This is a genomic window from Mesorhizobium sp. RCAM 06353 (assembly GCF_059683585.1).
The window spans coordinates 4,767,404-4,785,318 of the sequence record NZ_CM185031.1 but is presented as its reverse complement, the minus strand read 5'-3'; the positions used below and the strand labels follow the sequence as shown (position 1 = coordinate 4,785,318).

At 63.1% G+C, this 17,915-nt stretch carries 15 protein-coding genes and 2 pseudogenes; 10 read left to right on the top strand and 7 right to left on the bottom strand.

Annotated elements, in window-relative coordinates; translation table 11 throughout:
• Positions 1 to 249: 249 nt before the first annotated feature.
• On the top strand, positions 250 to 1,152 hold the full coding sequence (locus AC56QX_RS23030; protein ID WP_497110802.1) for a LysR substrate-binding domain-containing protein: 903 nt from the start codon (positions 250 to 252) through the stop codon (positions 1,150 to 1,152).
• Positions 1,153 to 1,166: 14 nt separating this feature from the next.
• On the opposite strand, the gene AC56QX_RS23025 is transcribed toward AC56QX_RS23030, so the two are convergent.
• The 5 genes and pseudogenes from AC56QX_RS23025 to tpiA form a co-directional block, all read right to left on the bottom strand.
• Complete coding sequence (locus AC56QX_RS23025; RefSeq protein WP_497110801.1) at positions 1,167 to 1,706, bottom strand: DUF1697 domain-containing protein; 540 nt, start codon at positions 1,704 to 1,706, stop codon at positions 1,167 to 1,169.
• Positions 1,707 to 1,789: 83 nt separating this feature from the next.
• Positions 1,790 to 3,427 (bottom strand): CTP synthase, encoded by a 1,638-nt coding sequence (gene pyrG / locus AC56QX_RS23020; RefSeq protein WP_081709448.1) that lies wholly within the window; start codon positions 3,425 to 3,427, stop codon positions 1,790 to 1,792.
• Positions 3,428 to 3,642: 215 nt separating this feature from the next.
• Positions 3,643 to 4,771 (bottom strand): annotated as a pseudogene (locus tag AC56QX_RS23015) (L,D-transpeptidase).
• Between the two features lie 212 nt (positions 4,772 to 4,983).
• Positions 4,984 to 5,460, bottom strand: coding sequence for a preprotein translocase subunit SecG (gene secG / locus AC56QX_RS23010; protein ID WP_497110799.1), 477 nt, complete (start codon positions 5,458 to 5,460; stop codon positions 4,984 to 4,986).
• Positions 5,461 to 5,627: 167 nt separating this feature from the next.
• Positions 5,628 to 6,398, bottom strand: coding sequence for a triose-phosphate isomerase (gene tpiA, locus AC56QX_RS23005; RefSeq protein ID WP_497110798.1), 771 nt, complete (start codon positions 6,396 to 6,398; stop codon positions 5,628 to 5,630).
• Positions 6,399 to 6,541: 143 nt separating this feature from the next.
• On the opposite strand from tpiA, the gene AC56QX_RS23000 reads away from it, so the two are divergent.
• The 5 genes and pseudogenes from AC56QX_RS23000 (at position 6,542) to AC56QX_RS22980 (ending at position 11,948) form a co-directional block, all read left to right on the top strand.
• A complete protein-coding gene (locus AC56QX_RS23000) occupies positions 6,542 to 8,434 on the top strand; it encodes a SurA N-terminal domain-containing protein (protein WP_497110797.1) in 1,893 nt (630 codons plus the stop codon).
• Positions 8,431 to 9,442: pseudogene (gene trpD, locus AC56QX_RS22995) on the top strand (anthranilate phosphoribosyltransferase). The gene AC56QX_RS23000 and the pseudogene trpD overlap by 4 nt, the downstream one beginning before the upstream one ends.
• A 3-nt stretch (positions 9,443 to 9,445) precedes the next feature.
• Entirely contained in the window at positions 9,446 to 10,258 is an 813-nt protein-coding gene (gene trpC / locus AC56QX_RS22990) for an indole-3-glycerol phosphate synthase TrpC (protein WP_497110796.1), read from the top strand.
• A 2-nt stretch (positions 10,259 to 10,260) separates the two neighbouring features.
• Positions 10,261 to 10,743: a cyclic pyranopterin monophosphate synthase MoaC gene (gene moaC / locus AC56QX_RS22985; RefSeq protein ID WP_497110795.1), complete on the top strand. Its 483-nt coding sequence runs from the start codon at positions 10,261 to 10,263 to the stop codon at positions 10,741 to 10,743.
• A complete protein-coding gene (locus AC56QX_RS22980; protein WP_497110794.1) occupies positions 10,743 to 11,948 on the top strand; it encodes a molybdopterin molybdotransferase MoeA in 1,206 nt (401 codons plus the stop codon). The genes moaC and AC56QX_RS22980 overlap by 1 nt, the downstream gene beginning before the upstream one ends.
• 47 nt (positions 11,949 to 11,995) lie before the next feature.
• Here the strand turns inward: AC56QX_RS22980 and AC56QX_RS22975 are convergent, their stop codons facing one another.
• Positions 11,996 to 12,826, bottom strand: a complete 831-nt coding sequence (locus AC56QX_RS22975; protein ID WP_497110793.1) for a hormone-sensitive lipase — start codon at positions 12,824 to 12,826, stop codon at positions 11,996 to 11,998.
• Between the two features lie 39 nt (positions 12,827 to 12,865).
• On the opposite strand from AC56QX_RS22975, the gene AC56QX_RS22970 reads away from it, so the two are divergent.
• From AC56QX_RS22970 to kynA, 3 genes are all read left to right on the top strand, one after another.
• Positions 12,866 to 13,039, top strand: coding sequence for a hypothetical protein (locus AC56QX_RS22970; RefSeq protein ID WP_497110791.1), 174 nt, complete (start codon positions 12,866 to 12,868; stop codon positions 13,037 to 13,039).
• Between the two features lie 102 nt (positions 13,040 to 13,141).
• The gene (locus tag AC56QX_RS22965) at positions 13,142 to 14,767 is read left to right on the top strand and encodes an AMP-binding protein (RefSeq protein WP_497110790.1); all 1,626 of its coding nucleotides are present in this window, start codon (positions 13,142 to 13,144) and stop codon (positions 14,765 to 14,767) included.
• Positions 14,764 to 15,600: a tryptophan 2,3-dioxygenase gene (kynA, locus tag AC56QX_RS22960; RefSeq protein WP_497110789.1), complete on the top strand. Its 837-nt coding sequence runs from the start codon at positions 14,764 to 14,766 to the stop codon at positions 15,598 to 15,600. The genes AC56QX_RS22965 and kynA overlap by 4 nt, the downstream gene beginning before the upstream one ends.
• Before the next feature lie 6 nt (positions 15,601 to 15,606).
• On the opposite strand, the gene kynU is transcribed toward kynA, so the two are convergent.
• Positions 15,607 to 16,854, bottom strand: a complete 1,248-nt coding sequence (gene kynU, locus AC56QX_RS22955; RefSeq protein WP_497110787.1) for a kynureninase — start codon at positions 16,852 to 16,854, stop codon at positions 15,607 to 15,609.
• A gap of 166 nt (positions 16,855 to 17,020) precedes the next feature.
• Here kynU and AC56QX_RS22950 point away from each other — a divergent pair, with 166 nt between their 5' ends.
• A complete protein-coding gene (locus AC56QX_RS22950) occupies positions 17,021 to 17,791 on the top strand; it encodes a GntR family transcriptional regulator (RefSeq protein ID WP_497110786.1) in 771 nt (256 codons plus the stop codon).
• Positions 17,792 to 17,915: the final 124 nt, after the last annotated feature.

Genomic DNA, 17,915 nt, shown 5'->3' with positions numbered 1-17,915 from the left:
CCCATTTGCTGAAGAGTCCGGCCTCGGCGCAGCATGCATTGTGCGCAAAGCTTCGCCCGCCAATGGCGGAGACCGGTTGGGCTGGTCACTGCCGTTGGTGGAATGGTGCCGGAGGCCCCAAATAACTGTTTTCAGATGGCGACTTTGTCGCTCATGCTTCTTGGGTATCCCCGAACAGGGCGAGCGATCAAACGCCAATTTTGCCCAAGTCGATTGACAAAAACTCAATCGACAATTCATGATCTGCCAATGGCCCTACCCTCACTCAACGGCATGCGCGCTTTCGAGGCCGCCGCACGTCTCGGCAGCGTCAAGGATGCAGCCGAGGAATTGCATCTGACGCCCTCTGCCATCAGCCGCCACATCCGTGCGCTTGAAAGAAATCTCGGCCAGGATCTGTTCGAGCGCGGCTTTCGCCAGATAACGCCGACTATCCGCGGCTCTTACTATGCGCGAAGCCTCTCCGAAGCGTTCGAGGCGATCTGGCGCGCCACCGACGATGTCAGCCTCGCCGATGGTCCGACCCACAGCAGGACCCAACGCGTCCGGGTCCTGTGCGTGCCGGCCGTCCTGAACCTTTGGCTGGCGGACCGGTTGCCGAACTTTCGCAAACTGCATCCGGCGGTGGAACTGGAGATCTCGACATCGGGCAAGCGCGCCAACTTCGATTTGGCCATCGTCGACGAGTTCGTCTACAAGGCCGGCCCAGCCTTGACGCTCCTGATCCCTCTGGTTCTAACCCCGGTCTGTGCGCCCGCGTTGCTCGACGGGCCTGTGCCGCTGCGCTCGCCCGCCGATCTGGTCAATCACCACCTGATCCATGAATGCGAGAGCATGAGATGGAAGCGTTGGCTGGAGCAGGAGGGCGTCTTGGACACGACGCCGAAATCCAGCACAACGCTGGATGACTGCACGCTGATCATGCGCGAGGCGATCAATGGCGCCGGAATTGCGCTCGCCGACACGATGATGGCCCAGGATTTTCTGCAGCAAGGCAGACTTGTCGCCCCGTTTCCTGCCCGCCACACCTATCCGGCCGGCATCTACCTGCACCAGCGCCGCAGCATCGGCAACAAGCCGGGCACCGGCCTGTTTCAGGATTGGCTGTTGTCGGAGGTCGAGGACCACAAGCGGGTGATGGCTATCGCCTAGGAGAAGGGAAGACGCTATCCGCCTACCATCTCCGCCAGCCTGCGCACTGTGTTCCAGTTGCGCGAGGTGCCGATGCCGAGGCGTTTGTGGTTCATTGCCGCGAGCAACCGTGACGTTGGCCTCTCGCGCGAAAAGACAACCCAGATGTCGCCAGCGAAAGGCAGTACCTTCTCGTCCTCGGCGGCATAGGCTTGCAGCGCCGCGACGCCCTCCACAGGCGCAGGTTTGCGCATCACCCGCACAGCCACCTGGTCGCCTGCTGCGGCTGAGTCAACCTGGAATGGATTGCCGGCGGCTAGCTTAAGCCAGCCCTCGGCAGTGCGCACGATGATGTCGACATGGCGACCAAAGGTTTTTTCGAAGGCCGTTTCCAGCCGCTGTTCCAGCTTGCCGATGTCGGTCGCCCGCGCCTCGAAAACCAGATTGCCCGTCGCCACCAGCGTGCGGACATTCCTGAGGCCGAGGCCTTCCGCCATCGCCTTGAGGTCCGACATGACGACCCGGCGCCCCTCGCCCAGGATGATGCTGTAGAGGAGCGCGACATAGGTCTGCATGAGAGGCCTAGCCTGAGCAATTCCAGGAAAAGTGTGAAACGGTTTTCCGTCCGGAATTGCGTCAAAACAAAAGGGTAGAGTGCCTAGACCAGACGCGATTGTTCCACCGCCGCCTCGATGAAGCTGGCGAACAGCGGGTGCGGATCGAGCGGCCGGCTCTTCAGCTCGGGGTGATACTGCACGCCGATGAACCAGGGATGGTCGGGATATTCGACCGTCTCCGGCAGCACACCGTCAGGCGACATGCCTGCAAACACCAGGCCGCAATCCTCAAGCCGCTCCTTGTAGTCGATATTGACCTCGTAGCGGTGGCGGTGGCGCTCGGAAATCTGGGTGTCGCCATAGATGTCGGCGATCTTGGAGCCCTTGGCGAGCTCGGCCTGATAGGCGCCGAGCCGCATCGTGCCGCCGAGATCGCCGGTCTCGCGGCGCTTCTCCAGCATGTTGCCTTTCAGCCATTCCGTCATCAGCCCGACGACCGGCTCCTGGGTCGGGCCGAACTCGGTCGAAGACGCGTGCTCGACGCCGGCCAGCGAGCGCGCCGCCTCGATACAGGCCATCTGCATGCCGAAGCAGATGCCGAAATACGGCACCTTGCGCTCACGCGCGAACTTCGCCGCCAGGATCTTGCCTTCCGAGCCACGTTCGCCAAAGCCGCCGGGAACCAGGATGCCGTGCACCTTTTCCAGCCACGGCGTCGGATCTTCCTTTTCGAAGATCTCCGATTCGATCCAGTCGAGCTTGACCTTGACGTGGTTGGCCAGCCCGCCATGCGAAAGCGCCTCGATCAGCGATTTGTAGGCATCCTTGAGGCCGGTATATTTGCCGACGATGGCGATGGTCACCTCGCCTTCCGGATTGTGGATGCGGTCCGAGACCTTCTGCCAGGGCTCCATGCGCGGCTTCGGCGCCGGGTCGATGCCGAAGGCGGCCAGCACTTCCGAATCGAGCCCTTCCTTGTGATAGGCCATCGGCACATCATAGATGTGCGGCACGTCGAGCGCCTGGATGACGGCACTTTCCCTGACGTTGCAGAACAGCGACAGCTTTCTGCGCTCTTCCTTGGGAATGGCGCGGTCGGCGCGGACCAGCAGGATGTCGGGCGCGATGCCGATGCCGCGCAACTCCTTGACCGAATGCTGGGTCGGCTTGGTTTTCAACTCACCCGCCGTCGGGATGTAAGGCATCAGCGTCAGATGCACGTAGACGGCATTGTTGCGCGGCAGATCATTGCCGAGCTGGCGGATCGCCTCGAGGAACGGCATCGCCTCGATGTCGCCGACTGTGCCGCCGATCTCGCACAGCACGAAATCATAGTCGTCATTGCCGTTGAGGACGAAATTCTTGATCTCGTCGGTGACGTGCGGGATGACCTGCACGGTCGCGCCGAGATAGTCGCCGCGCCGCTCGCGTTCGATGATGTTCTTGTAGATGCGGCCGGTGGTGATGTTGTCCTGCTGATTGGCCGAGCGGCCGGTGAAGCGCTCGTAATGGCCAAGATCGAGATCGGTCTCGGCACCGTCATCGGTAACGAACACCTCGCCATGCTGGTACGGCGACATCGTGCCGGGATCGACATTGAGGTAAGGGTCGAGTTTTTTGATGCGTGCGCGATAGCCTCGCGCCTGCAGGAGAGCCCCAAGGGCCGCTGCGGCAATGCCTTTTCCAAGTGAGGAAACCACGCCGCCTGTGATGAATACATATCGCGCCATGGGAGTCATCGCTTAACGCGGCCGGATTGATTCCGCCAGAGAAAAAACCACCGCGAAGGCTTTTTCCCAAGAAGGCGCTTGGACCGAGATCCCGAAAAGTGGAATCCGGCTTTCTCGGACAAATGGTTTCCGTTTGTCCAGGGATCACGACCGAACAGGCTTGATCGGACGGGCAAAACAAAAGGGCCGGCTGAGCCGGCCCTTTCGGCAGGATGATCAAAACGTTAGATAATGACGACTTTGGTGCCGACCTTGACGCGGCTGTAGAGGTCCATGACGTGCTCGTTGATCATACGGAAGCAGCCATTGGAGGCGCTGGTTCCGATCGACTGCGGCGCGATGGTGCCGTGGATGCGCAGATGCGTGTCCTTCTTGCCGTCATAGAGGTAGATGGCGCGGGCGCCGAGCGGGTTCTGGCCGCCTCCGGGCATGCCGTCCTTGTACTGGCCGTAATGCTTGGGCTCGCGCTTTTGCATGTCGAGCGTCGGGATCCAGCGCGGCCATTCCTGCTTGTCGCCGACTGCGACCGTGCCCTTGAACTGCAGGCCTTCACGACCGACCGCGATCGCGTAGCGACGCGCGGTCGAAAACGATCTCGACGAGATAGAGCCGGCGCGCGCTGGTGTCGATGACGATGGTGCCTGGCTCATAGCCGGTGAACTCCACGTCCTGCGGCACAAACTCAGGCTTCACCTTGAACGGCTTCTTGGAGTCCTTCTTGGCGAGAGCCTGGTCGAGAGCCCGCGTCTCGGGCAGATAGCTGATCGATGAGCCGGATGAGGTCCCACCAAACAGGCCGGCGAACAGACCGCCACTCGATTGCTTCTGGCCGCCGATGACCTCGCTGCGGAGTTCGCCATTGTTGCCGGTCAAGGCGACATTCATCGCCTCGGCCGGGAGCGGCTCGGCCGACTGGATCGGCGTGATAGGTTCAACCGGCTCGATGACCTTGGTGGTCTTCTTGGCCGGCTTGGCGTCAGCCACTTCGGTTGCCTGAGCTTTCTGGCCCTTGCTGGCCAGGAACGCCTGCCGGTCCGCTTCGGCCTTGGCCTTGGCAGCTTCACGCATCGCCAGCTTCCTGGCTTCGAGCGCCTTGGCCTTGGCGTCTTCCTTGTCGGCGACGATCTTGGCTTCGATCTTCTTGATCTGGGCGAGATCGTCCGGCGTCGGGTTTTTCTTCTTCTTGAGAAGCCTCAACTGCGCCGCATCACTTTTGGTGGCTGCGACAGGGATTGCATCGGTTCTGTCGACCGACTGATTGGCGACCATATTGGCCGGCACACCGGCGAAAGCCGGGGAACTCAGGCCGAGTGCGGCGCAAAGTCCCAGGAAAATGAAGCTGCGAAGCTGCATGGCGAAGATCCGATCGTTCAATGCTTGTTGCCCACGGCGTCGCCCGGCATCCCCCAAGGACACCGAAAATGCCGCGTGCAATCTATAGTCGAATAAGCGCGGATGCCTCAAGCGTGGGACCGCGCTACTGGGCGTCGAATCTTCGTGAACGCACAGCATTTGCCGCGACTGTGTTCAAACGATCACAGGTCGCGGTTTGGACCAGGTGGAGGTTACTGGTTCGGGACCTGCGGTGCGGCCGGCGCGGTGTTGGTGGTGCCGTTGCTTGCCGGCGGCGTCACACCAGAGGCAGGCGCGGTGGCCGGAGCGGCTGGCGCAGGCGTCGTTGCCGCGCCATTGCCCGACGGCGGCGTCGGCGTGGTGGTGCCGGCGGGCGCAGGCGTCGTCGTGCCAGGCAACTGGTTGAGCACGCCCTTGCCGGCGCCGTCCGAAGTCGCGGGCACACGGTCGAGAATGTCGATCGGCTTCTCGCCGTAGCGGGCAATGATCGACAAGGTAAGCGACGTGACGAAGAAAGCCGCCGCCAGGATCGCCGTCGCCCGCGTCAAAGCGTTGGCGGCGCCACGTGCCGTCATGAAGCCCGATCCGCCGCCAATGCCAAGGCCGCCGCCTTCGGAGCGTTGCAGCAGCACCACGCCGACGAGGGCGAGCACGACCATGAGATGGATGACGATCAGTACGGTTTGCATAGTTTATCCTGGCAAGGCCTTGCCCGGCCGCGGACACGACCGGTGAATTGGAGGCGGCTCAATACAATGCTTTCACGGCATTTCCAAGCCCGTGGCCGGAATATGGGAAGCAACGCGCCCTTTGCAACGAATTTGGACGGGATGAGCCCCGTCCATCGTCGTGGATATCAACTCGAAATGCTGCGATAGGCTTCGGCGATACCAAGGAAATCGGCGGCTTTCAGGCTGGCGCCGCCGACCAGCGCGCCATCGACATTCCTGACGCCGAGCAATTCCACCGCGTTGGACGGCTTGACCGAGCCACCATAGAGAATGCGCACTTTGGCAGCGATGGCGCCGAGCTTTTCCGCCAGCTTTTCGCGGATATGCGCATGCGCTTCGGCCACATCGGCGGCGGTCGGCGTCAGGCCGGTGCCGATCGCCCATACCGGCTCATAGGCAATGATGGTGTTGGATGGTGTGGCACTCGGCGGCACCGAACCGGCGACCTGGCGCGACAGCACGTCGAGCGTGGCGCCCGCTTCACGCTGTTGCTGCGTCTCGCCGATGCAAACGATGGCCACCAGGCCGGCACGCCATGCGGCGGCAGCCTTGGCCTGGACCGTCGCATCGTCCTCGCCGCGCTGTTCGCGGCATTCGGAGTGGCCGACAATGACGTGGCTCGCGCCGGCGTCCTTCAGCATCTCGGCCGAGATGCAGCCGGTATAGGCGCCGCTCTCCTTGGCGTGGCAGTCCTCGCCGCCGGCATGGACCGGCGTGCGCGACAGAATCTCCGCCGCATGCGAAAGCAGCGTCGCGGGAACGCAGACCAGTGCCTCGGTCTCCGCGTCGAGCCCGCTCATGAACCCGTTGCCGATCATCCTGAGCTCGTTGAGCGAGGCGCTGGTGCCGTTCATTTTCCAGTTGCCGGCGACAAGCGGGCGAATTCCTGGCGTCATGGTCTGCTTCTCCGGGCAATATCAAGCTCTGGCCCTCACTACCAAAATCAGGCCACAAAGCAATCGACAGTGGGCCGGAAGGGCGCTATTGCGCTTGTTTCAAACTCGGCGCATCCGAAAATGCGCATAAATCGGAAGTAACGATGCTTGGTATATTGAGAAGCGCGGCGGGCACCTGGGTCGCGAAGACATTGCTTTCGCTGTTGGTGGTCAGTTTCGCCGCCTGGGGCATCTCCGGACGCCTGATGGGCGGCTTCGCCGGCCACGATTCGGTGATAATAGCGGGTGGCACCAAGGTATCGATCAACGAATATCGCCTCGCCTATGATCGCCAGTTGGCCGTCATGTCGCAGCAGTTCGGTCAGCGCCTCACCCATGAACAGGCAAAGGCGCTCGGCATCGACAACACGGTTCTGGCTCAGCTCGTCTCTGGTGCCGTTCTCGACGAACAGGCGCGCAAGCTTGGTCTCGGCCTGTCCAAGGATCGGCTGGCCGAGCTGACGCGTGAGGATCCGGCATTCAAGGGCCCAGGCGGCCAGTTCGACAGAAGAACATTCGAGTACATGCTGCGTCAGGTCGGCATGCGGCCCGAGGATTACCTGAAGAACCGCGCCCAGGTGGCGGTGCGCCAGCAGATCGTCGAGGCGGTCTCGGACGGCCTCAGGGCTCCGGACACTTTCTTCAAGGCGGTCGCACTTTATCGTGGCGAGGATCGCACTGTCGACTATCTGCCATTGCCAAAGACGCTCGTCGAGCCGATCGAGGCGCCGAGCGCCAGCGTGCTTCAGGCCTATTTCGATGCCAACAAGAAAACCTACGCAGCCCCTGAGTACCGCAAATTCTCCTATGTCCGCCTCGAGCCGGTGGACATCATGGATCCGACCGCCGTCACCGAGCAACAAGTCAGCGACGACTACAACAAGAACAAGGCCCGCTACACCACGCCCGAAATGCGCACCATCGAGCAGCTTGTGTTCAAGACGCCGGATGCGGCCAAGGCGGCGTTCGATTCGCTCAAGGCTGGCGCTACTTTCGAAAAGCTGGTGATTGCAGAAGGCAAGACCCCGGCCGACACGCTGCTTGGCACGCTTGCCAAAGACAAGATCGCCGACAAGGCGGTTGCCGATGCCGCTTTCGCGCTCAACGCCAATGAAGTCAGCCAGGTCGTTCAGGGCACCTTCGGTCCGGTGCTCCTGCGCGTCACCGAGATCAAGCCCGAAGTGGTGAAGCCGCTCACTGAGGTCTCCGACCAGATCCGCAAGGACCTGGCGCTGGGCGAGGCAAGCCGCATCCTTCTGGATGTGCACGACAATTACGAAGACACCCGCGCCTCCGGCAGTTCGCTGGCCGATGCGGCCGCCAAGCTGAAGCTGAAGGACATCACCCTCGACGCCATCGATCGCAGTGGCCTCAGGCCGGACGGCTCCATCGTCAAGGACCTGCCGGAATCACCGGAGCTGATCAAGGCGGTCTTCGACGCCGAACCGAACACCGAAAATGAAGCGCTGACCACGGCCGACAATGGCTTCATCTTCTATGAGGTTGCTTCGATCACGCCGGCTCGCGACCGGACACTCGATGAAGTCCGCCAGAAAGTCGTGGCCGACTGGACGGCGGCCGAGACCACCAAGCGACTCGCCGCCAAGGCGGCCGAGTTCGAAAAGCGGCTCAAGGCCGGTGCCACGCTCGACGTCATCGCCGGTGAGCTCAAGCTGGAGAAGCAGACCAAGCGCGGCCTGAAGCGCGAAGCCGACGATGCCGATTTCGGCAAGGAAGGTGCTGCCGTGATGTTCGGCGTCGGCGAAGGCGGCACCGGCCTGATCCCCTCGCCCACCGGTGACGGGCAGATCCTGTTCAAGGTCGCCGAAGTGTTCGAGCCCGCCGGGGCCGATGCCAGCTCGGTGCCAGAAGACGCGCAGAAATCCTTCACCTCCGGCATGTCGGACGATCTGCTCGACCAATTGGTGGCGCAGTTGCAGACGCAGTACGACGTCCGTGTCGACCAGGCCGCCGTTGCCCAAGCTACGACAAGATGAGCGCGCTGAAAACCCATATCGCCAAGGTCGCGGCCGGCACCGCGCTTTCCTTCGAGGAAGCGCGTGAGGCCTTCGACATCATCATGTCGGGCGACGCGACCCCCGGGCAGATCGGCGGCTTCCTGATGGCGCTGCGCGTGCGCGGCGAGACGGTGAGCGAGATTTCAGGCGCTGTCGCCACGATGCGGGCCAAGATGCTCCGCGTAGAGGCGCCGGCCGGCGCCATCGATATCGTCGGCACCGGGGGCGACAATTCCCATAGCGTCAACATTTCGACCGGGTCGGCCTTCGTCATCGCCGGCAGCGGTGTACCGGTCGCCAAGCATGGCAATCGCGGTCTGTCCTCGCTAACCGGTGCCGCCGATGTCCTGATCGCGCTCGGGGTCAAGATCGACATTCCGCCGGAAACGATCGGTCGCTGCATCCACGAAGCCGGCGTCGGCTTCATGTTCGCGCCCGCGCACCACCCGGCGATGAAACATGTCGGCCCGACCCGCGTCGAACTCGGCACCCGCACCATCTTCAACCTGCTCGGCCCCCTCTCCAATCCGGCTGGCGTCGTCAGGCAGATGGTCGGTGTGTTCCTGCCGGAATGGATCATGCCGGTGGCCGAGACATTGAAGGCGCTGGGCACAGAGCACGCCTGGGTCGTTCATGGCGACGGCTATGACGAAATCACCACCACCGGAGAGACCCATGTCGCCGAACTGGTTGGCGGCGAGATCTCGCAGCTTCACGCTGACCCCGGAAGAGTTCGGATTGAAGCGCCATACCAAGGACGAACTGCGCGGCGGTGACGCCGCCTACAACGCCAAGGCGCTGCGCGATATGCTGGGCGGCGCTGCCGGTGCCTATCGCGACACCGTGCTGATGAATGCCGGCGCCGGACTGGTGGTGGCGGGCAAGGCCACGACGCTTGGCGACGGCATCGCGCTTGCCGCGCAAGCCATCGACAGTGGCCGGGCACTGCAGGTGCTCGATCATCTGGTCGAGATTTCAAACGGGTGAACCGTGTCTGACATTCTGCGCAAGATCGAGGCCTACAAGCGCGAAGAGATCGCCGCCGCCAAGGCGCGCGTGCCGCTGGCAGAGATCAAGGCGCGTGCGAAGGACGCCGACGCACCGCGCGGCTTTCTCGCCGCACTCGAGGCAAAGCGCAGGTCGGGCAACTTCGCCCTGATCGCCGAAATCAAGAAGGCAAGCCCCTCCAAGGGGTTGATCCGTGCCGACTTCGATCCACCGGCATTGGCGCAGGCCTATGAAAAAGGCGGCGCCGCCTGCCTTTCTGTCTTGACCGACGCGCCGTCCTTCCAGGGCGCGCCGGAATTTCTCACCAAGTCACGGGCAGCCGTCGCCCTGCCCGCGCTGCGCAAGGATTTCCTGTTCGATCCCTATCAGGTCTACGAGGCCCGCGCCTGGGGCGCCGATGCCATCCTGATCATCATGGCCAGTGTCGATGACGCCCTGGCCAGCGAATTGGAAGCAACGGCATTCGAACTCGGCATGGACGCGCTGATCGAGGTGCATGACGAGGCCGAGACGCTGCGCGCGGTAAAGCTGTCGTCGCAGCTGATCGGCATCAACAACCGCAATCTGAGAACATTCGAAACCAGCCTTAAAACCTCGGAGCGGCTGGCGCCGATGGTGCCGGGTGGCCGCCTGCTGGTCAGCGAGAGCGGTATCTTCACCCATGACGACTGCCTCAGGATGCAGAAGACCGGCATCGGCACCTTCCTTGTCGGCGAGAGCCTGATGCGGCAAGAGGATGTCACCGCGGCCACGCGCCTGCTTTTGACGGGCAAGGCGGCAGCCGAGGTGGCCTAACGATGACATCAGCCCTCACCCATCTCGGCGCGCAGGGCGAGGCCAACATGGTCGATGTCGGCGACAAGGACGAGACGACGCGAACCGCGATCGCCGAGGGTTTCGTCTCGATGCAGCCCGAGACGCTGAAGACCATTCTCGCCGGCAACGCCAAGAAAGGTGACGTGCTCGGCACCGCGCGCATCGCCGGCATCATGGCGGCGAAGAAGACGCATGAGCTGATCCCGCTCTGCCATCCGCTGCTCCTCACCAAGGTTTCCGTCGACATCGAGCCCGACCATACGCTGCCCGGCCTGAAGGTCACCGCGCTGGCCCGTGTCACCGGCAAGACCGGCGTCGAGATGGAAGCGTTGACTGCCGCTTCCGTGGCTTGCCTGACCATCTACGACATGGCCAAGGCGGTGGACCGCGGCATGGTCATCTCCGGCATCCGGCTGGTCGAAAAGACCGGCGGCAAGTCGGGCGACTACAAGGTCGGCGCCTGATGGTGCTGGTTCCCGTCGCGGAGGCGCTCGAACGCCTGCTGGATGGCGCAGCACCCCTGGGTGGCGAAAGCGTTTCCCTCTTCGAGGCGGTCGATCGTGTGCTGGCGGAGCCTGTCGTGGCGCTGCGCACCCAGCCGCCCTTCAATGCCTCGGCCATGGACGGCTATGCCACCCGCGCAGTCGATGTCGCGTCGGCGCCGTCGCGACTTTCGGTGATCGGCATGGCGCCGGCCGGACGTGGTTTTGACGGCTCGGTCGGCGAGCGCCAGGCGGTGCGCATCTTCACCGGGGCGCCGCTGCCCGACGGCGCCGACACCATCGTCATCCAGGAAAACGTCCGGGATCTTGGAAGCGGCAATATCGAAGTGGTCGAGCCGACGGCGCAGTGGCGCAACATCCGCCGCATCGGCCTCGACTTTTCCAAAGGCGACGTGCTGCTGGAAAGAGGCCGCTTGCTCGACCCGGCGGCGCTTTCACTGGTGGCATCGGCCAACCATCCCGCGGTCACAGTGGTCAACCGGCCGCTGGTCGCCATCATCGCCACCGGCGACGAGTTGTTGCCACCGGGCAGCGAGCTCGGGCCGGACCAGATCATCTCGTCCAACGCCTATGGCGTCGCCGCTGCCGCGCAATCGGTCGGCGCTCGTGCCCTCGATCTCGGCATTGCCGCCGATCGCGAGGAGGCAATTGCCGCGCTGGTGCAAAAAGCGGTCGCGGCCGGTGCGGATGTCATCGTCACGCTCGGCGGCGCCTCGGTCGGCGACCACGACCTGATCCATGACGTGCTGACCGGCGAAGGCATGACGCTCGGCTTCTGGAAGATCGCCATGCGTCCCGGCAAGCCGCTGATGTTCGGCCGCCTCGGCGACATCAGGTGTATCGGCTTGCCCGGCAACCCGGTGGCAAGCCTGGTCTGCTCGCAACTGTTCCTGAAGCCGCTTCTGGCAAGGCTCGGTGGCCGCAATCATCGTCAGGACATCCGTCAGGCACGGCTGGGCGCTTCAATGCCGGCCAATGATCTGCGCCAGGATTATGTGCGAGCGGTGGTCAGGGAGGATGATGGCGGGCTGGTGGCGACGCCGTTCAGCATCCAGGATTCTTCGATGCTGAGGATGCTGGCCGACGCCAACGGGTTGGTCGTGCGGCCCCCGTTCGCCCCTGCTTCCGCTGCCGGAGATTCCTGCAGCGTTCTGATGTTGCGCTGAAGCAGCGCCACATAAATCACTGATAATATGCAAAAAAATGATCTCGGTTATTCCGAGATCAAGGTTCGTGTCAGTGCATGCGCCGGATCGGCAAGCCCATCGACAATGTCGTAGTGATGCCGGTCGGGCTCGACCACAGCGCTGGTGGTGGCGCCAAGGCCGGTCCAGATGTTGGCCAGCAGCGCATTCTGGCGCAGGAACTCCGAGCGCTCACCACCGCCGACCCAGCAGGTGATGCGAAGACCATCCATGGGGCGCAGTAGCGCCGGGCTTTCCGCCAAGGCTTCGGCTTCATCAATTGCCAATGCCGCATTGTGCCCGGTGAACATAAGTGGGCGCAGGTCATGCAGGCCTGAAATCGAGACGACGTTGCGTATACGCCGGACAACATCGGTGGCCAGAGGCGTGGATGTGGTCACCATGCGGCTGGCGAGATGTCCTCCGGCCGAATGTCCGGTGAGCATCAGCGGCCCGTCAACCATGGCTGCCGCCTTGCCGATCGCCGCGCCGATTTCGCGGACGATGCCGGCGATGCGGATGTCCGGGCACAGCGTGTAGGACGGCATCGCCACGGCAAGGCCGTTGCCGACAGCGCCCTTGGCGAGGTGCGACCAGCCGCTCTTGTCGGACTCCAGCCAGTAGCCGCCATGGATGAACACCACGAGTCCCTTCGGGGCGGCATCGGGCAGGAAAAGATCGAACCGATTGCGCGGTCGGTCGCCATAGGCGATGTCGAGGTGTGCCCGGCCCTGTGCCGACAGTGCGTCACGAAAGGCTTGCGCCGGTTCCGTCCAGGCAGCCGGCCACCGGTCGCTGCCGGCGATATTGGCGCCGTTGGCGTAGGCATTGTCCCAATCGGCAATGCGATGTCTAGGCATCGGCACCCTCCCCAGAAGAGGCATCGTTTCGGGCTAGCAATGGCCGCCACCATGCCATGCGTCAATGCTCCAGGCAAAAACATTTTAGGCTTGAAACAAATTTCGACTGGTGCGATCCTGCCCGACGAACAGCTGACAATGGGAGGTCTGCTGTGCTGTCCTGAAACCTGCGGATGTGCATCCTTTCCGGGTGGCGTCGTCGAACAGGTGTAGCTGGCTGCACGAAGCCTCTCGAGAAAAGACGGGAACTTCAGATCCACCACCTCGGACAGGTGCTTCGCGCACTGGCCAGGCAGCAAATGGGATGGCGGCGAGATGCTTGGGCCTTCAGCGCATATCGACACGTTCACGCGCGATCACCTCCCGCCGCCGGGTGAATGGCCTGAGTTCCTGCTCGACGGCTTCGACTATCCAGAACGTCTCAACGCCGGCGTCGAACTGACCGACAGGCTGGTCGAGAAGGGCCTCGGCGACCACACCGCGCTGATCGGCAATGGCCGCCGCCGCACCTACAAGGAACTGTCCGACTGGACGAACAGGCTGGCGCACGCGCTGGTCGAGAATTACGGCGTCAAACCGGGCAACCGGGTGCTGATCCGCTCCGCCAACAACCCCGCAATGGTCGCCTGCTGGCTAGCCGCCACCAAGGTCGGAGCCGTGGTCGTCAACACCATGCCGATGCTGCGCGCCGGCGAACTCACCAAGATCGTCGACAAGGCGGAGATCACCACAGCGCTTTGCGATACCAGACTGATGGATGAGATGACCGCCTGCGCCAAGGACAGCGCGTTCCTGAAGCAGGTCATCGGCTTCGACGGCACCGCCAACCATGACGCCGAACTCGATCGCGCCGCCCTCGACAAGCCGGTCATCTTCACCGCCGTCAACACCGGCCGCGACGACGTCGCGCTGCTCGGCTTCACCTCCGGTACGACGGGTGTGCCGAAGGCGACGATGCATTTCCACCGCGACCTGCTGATCATCGCCGACGCCTATGCGCGCGAAATCCTCCAGGTGACGCCGGACGATATCTTCGTCGGCTCACCGCCTCTCGCCTTCACCTTCGGCCTTGGCGGCCTCGCCATCTTTCCCCTACGCTTCGGCGCGGCGGCAACGCTGCTGGAACAGGCGACGCCGCCCAACATGATCCATATCATCGAGACCTACAAAGCGACCATTTCCTTCACCGCGCCGACCGCCTACCGTGCCATGCTGAAGGCCATGGATGAAGGCGCCGATTTGTCATCGCTGCGCGTCGCCGTCTCGGCCGGCGAGACGTTGCCGGCTCCGGTCTTCGAAGAATGGACTGAGAAAACCGGCAAGCCGATCCTCGACGGCATCGGCGCCACCGAAATGCTGCACATCTTCATCTCCAACCGTTTTGGTGACATGAAGCCTGCTTCCACAGGCAAACCAGTCGGCGGCTACGAGGCGCGCATCGTCGACGATGCGATGCGCGAGGTGCCGCGTGGCGAGGCCGGACGGCTGGCGGTGCGCGGCCCGACCGGCTGCCGCTACATGGCCGACGACAGGCAGAAGGAGTATGTGCGCGACGGCTGGAACCTCACCGGCGACACTTTTACCCAGGACGAGGACGGCTTCTTCCATTTCGCCGCGCGCTCCGACGACATGATCGTCAGCGCCGGCTACAACATTGCCGGGCCCGAGGTCGAGGCAGCGCTGCTGTCGCATCCCGACGTCGCCGAATGCGCTGTCATCGGCGCCGAGCATGGCGAACGCGGCCAGATCGTCGAGGCGCATGTCGTGCTTGTACAGGGCGTGGCACCGGATGCGCTGACCGTCAAGCGTCTGCAGGACCACGTCAAGGCAACGATCGCGCCCTACAAATATCCGCGCTCGGTCAAATTCATCGCCGCGCTGCCCAAGACCCAGACCGGCAAGATTCAGCGCTTCCGGCTGCGCACGGAGAAAATCAATTGAGCGAGCCCTACGATCCGGCGTCCGAAGGCGCACAGATGTCGTTCAAGGAGCGCATGTCCTACAGCGACTATCTGCATTTGGAGAAAGTCCTGGAGGCACAGACACCGCTGTCGTCGGCGCATGACGAGATGCTGTTCATCATCCAGCACCAGACCTCCGAACTCTGGATGAAGCTCGCTTTGCACGAGATCGGCGCCGCGATCCGTTCCATCCGTGCCGATCGGCTCGAGCCGAGCTTCAAGATGCTGTCGCGCGTCGCCCGCATCTTCGAGCAGCTCAACAACGCCTGGGACGTGCTGCGCACGATGACACCAAGCGAATACACCGAGTTCCGCGACGCACTCGGCCAATCCTCCGGCTTCCAGTCCTGGCAGTATCGCGCCATCGAGTTCATGGCCGGCAACCGCAACCTCGCAATGCTCGGCCCGCACAAACACCGGCCGGACCTGAGCCAGAAGCTGGAGGCGATCCTGGCTGAGCCGTCGCTTTACGATGAAGCCCTGCTGCTTTTGGCGCGCAATGGATTCGACATCGGCGCCGACGCCAGGCGCACCGACTGGCGCGAGACGCGAACCGAAAATGAAGAAGTCCTGGTCGCCTGGCAGACCGTCTACCGCGACCCGCAGCGCTACTGGATGTTCTACGAGCTGGCCGAGAAGCTGGTCGATTTCGAGGACTATTTCCGCCGCTGGCGCTTCAACCACGTCACCACGGTCGAGCGCATCATCGGTCTGAAGCGCGGCACCGGCGGCACATCAGGCGCGTCCTATCTCAAGAAGATGCTCGAGGTCGTGCTGTTTCCCGAACTGTGGACGGTTCGCACCCGGCTTTGACCTCTCTCAGGTCACCGCCGTCTTGACGGCGAAGCGGGCGTCCTGCCAGGCGCCGGTGCGCATAATGTCCTCCAGCACCTCGACCGCCTGCCAGACGTCCCGGTAGCCGACATAAAGCGGCGTGAAGCCGAAGCGGATGGTCGAGGGTGCGCGAAAATCACCGATCACGCCGCGCTCGATCAGGGCTCGCATCACCTGGTAGCCATGCGGGTGGAGGAACGACACCTGGCTGCCGCGCGCATTGCCATCTCGCGGGCTTTCGAGTTCGAGACCGTAGGCGCCGCATCTGGTTTCGACGAGCTGGATGAACAAGTCGGTTAAGGCGATGCTCTTCCTGCGCACCTCTGCCATGTCGACATCGTCCCAGATATCCAGCGCGCCCTTGAGCGCCCGCATCGACAACATCGGCTGGGTTCCACACAGGAACCTGCGGATACCGATGCCGGCAGCAAAACCCTGTTCGAAAGCGAACGGCCGCGCATGGCCCCACCAGCCGCTGAGCGGCTGATGGACATCGTCGTGATGGCGTGTGGCGGCATAGACAAAGGCCGGCGCGCCCGGGCCGCCATTGAGATATTTGTAGGTGCAACCGATGGCGAAATCGGCATTGGCGCTGTCGAGCTCGACCGGCAAGGCGCCGGCCGTGTGGCAGAGATCCCAGACGATCAGCGCGCCAGCCTGGTGGGCCTTGCGCGTCAGCGCGGCCATGTCACGCAACTGCCCGGATTTGTAATTGACGTGGTTGACCAGGATGACCGCGACGCGCTCGTCGATCAGCTCTTCAATGGTTGATGCATCGACGCCTTCGAGCCGCAGCACCGTGCCCGGCCGCGTCGAGGCCACGCCTTCGGCCATATAGAGATCGGTCGGAAAGCTGTCGCCCTCGGCAACGATGACCGAGCGGTCCGGCCGCATGTTGAGTGCGGCATGCAGCACCTTGTAGATGTTGATCGAGGTCGTATCGCAGACCACCGTCTGGCCCCTCGCCGCTCCGATCAGGCGCCCGAGCTGATCGCCAAGCGCGACCGGCATATCGAACCAGCCGGCGGTGTTCCAGGCACGGATCAGGTCTTGCGCCCACTCCTGCGTCGCCGCCTTGTGCAGTTCGTTGAAGACGGCGGGTGCCGCGGCGCCCAGCGAATTGCCGTCGAGATAGATCACGCCTTCCGGCAAAATGAACCGGTCGCGCATGGCACGCAGCGGATCCGCCGCATCCATGGCTTCGACTGCTGCGAGATCGAGCGTTGCATTCATGATCGATTGTCCTTCGCGCATAGGCGCGCCCAGATGAACACGTCAGGTGAAATCGGCTGGCCGATCATGGGCAGTCGGCCAGACCCTGTCAAACATTATATATAATTTACGCCATGGAAGGCTTTCATATATAATCGTTGGCGTGGCAGTCCAAGGATGAGACAAGATGCTGGACGAAGGACTCTCGAAGACGGAAGCGGCCTACAGGCTGCTGCGTCGCGATATCCTCACGACCCGTCTGCGGCCTGGCGCGCCGCTCAAGCTCAGCGCGCTGCGCAACAGCTATGGCATTGGCTGGACACCGTTGCGTGAAGCGCTGTCGCGACTGGAGGCGGAGCGCCTGGTGACTTCCATCAGCAATCGTGGCTTTGCCGTCGCCCCGGTTTCGCGCATCGAATTGGAAGACCTGTCGCGCGCCAGGTGTGTCGTCGAACTGCCACTGCTCCAGCAATCGATCGAGAAAGGTGGCCACGATTGGGAAAACGCCGTCGTCGCCGCGCATTACCGGTTGTCGCGTTGCAAGACTGCGGTCGACGATCCATCCGACGCAGTGGTCGACGAATGGGATGAAAAGCACGAGGCTTTCCACGCAGCCCTGCTCAGCGCGGCAGCATCGCCCTGGCTGCTGACTTTCCATTCCACGATCGCGGATCAGTTGCGTCGCCATCACCGTTTTCTCGTCCTGGCGCCAACGCTGCGGGCAGCCGCCGGCCTGCAGCATGGTTATGAGGAAGCCGTGGAAGCGTTGCGCCAGGCGGTCGCAATCGAACACCACACCGCGCTCATGGAAGCGGCGCTCGATCGCGACGTCGAGCGGGCAAAGGCACTGATGACGGCGCATATCGGCTACACGCTGCATGTCTATGTTCACAGCGAAGACAGCGGCACCAACACCTCCACCGCACGCGCCGGCAGCCTGAAATCGGTTTCCGGATGACGCTTGCGCGGCGTCCAGATCCCCGCGGCCTGTGTCCGCCCCGGAGCCAGTGATTGTTGGCGTTTTGATTTCGTTTCGTTCCGCCGGAAATGGCTCTATAAGCCATACAAATCCACCTCGCGAA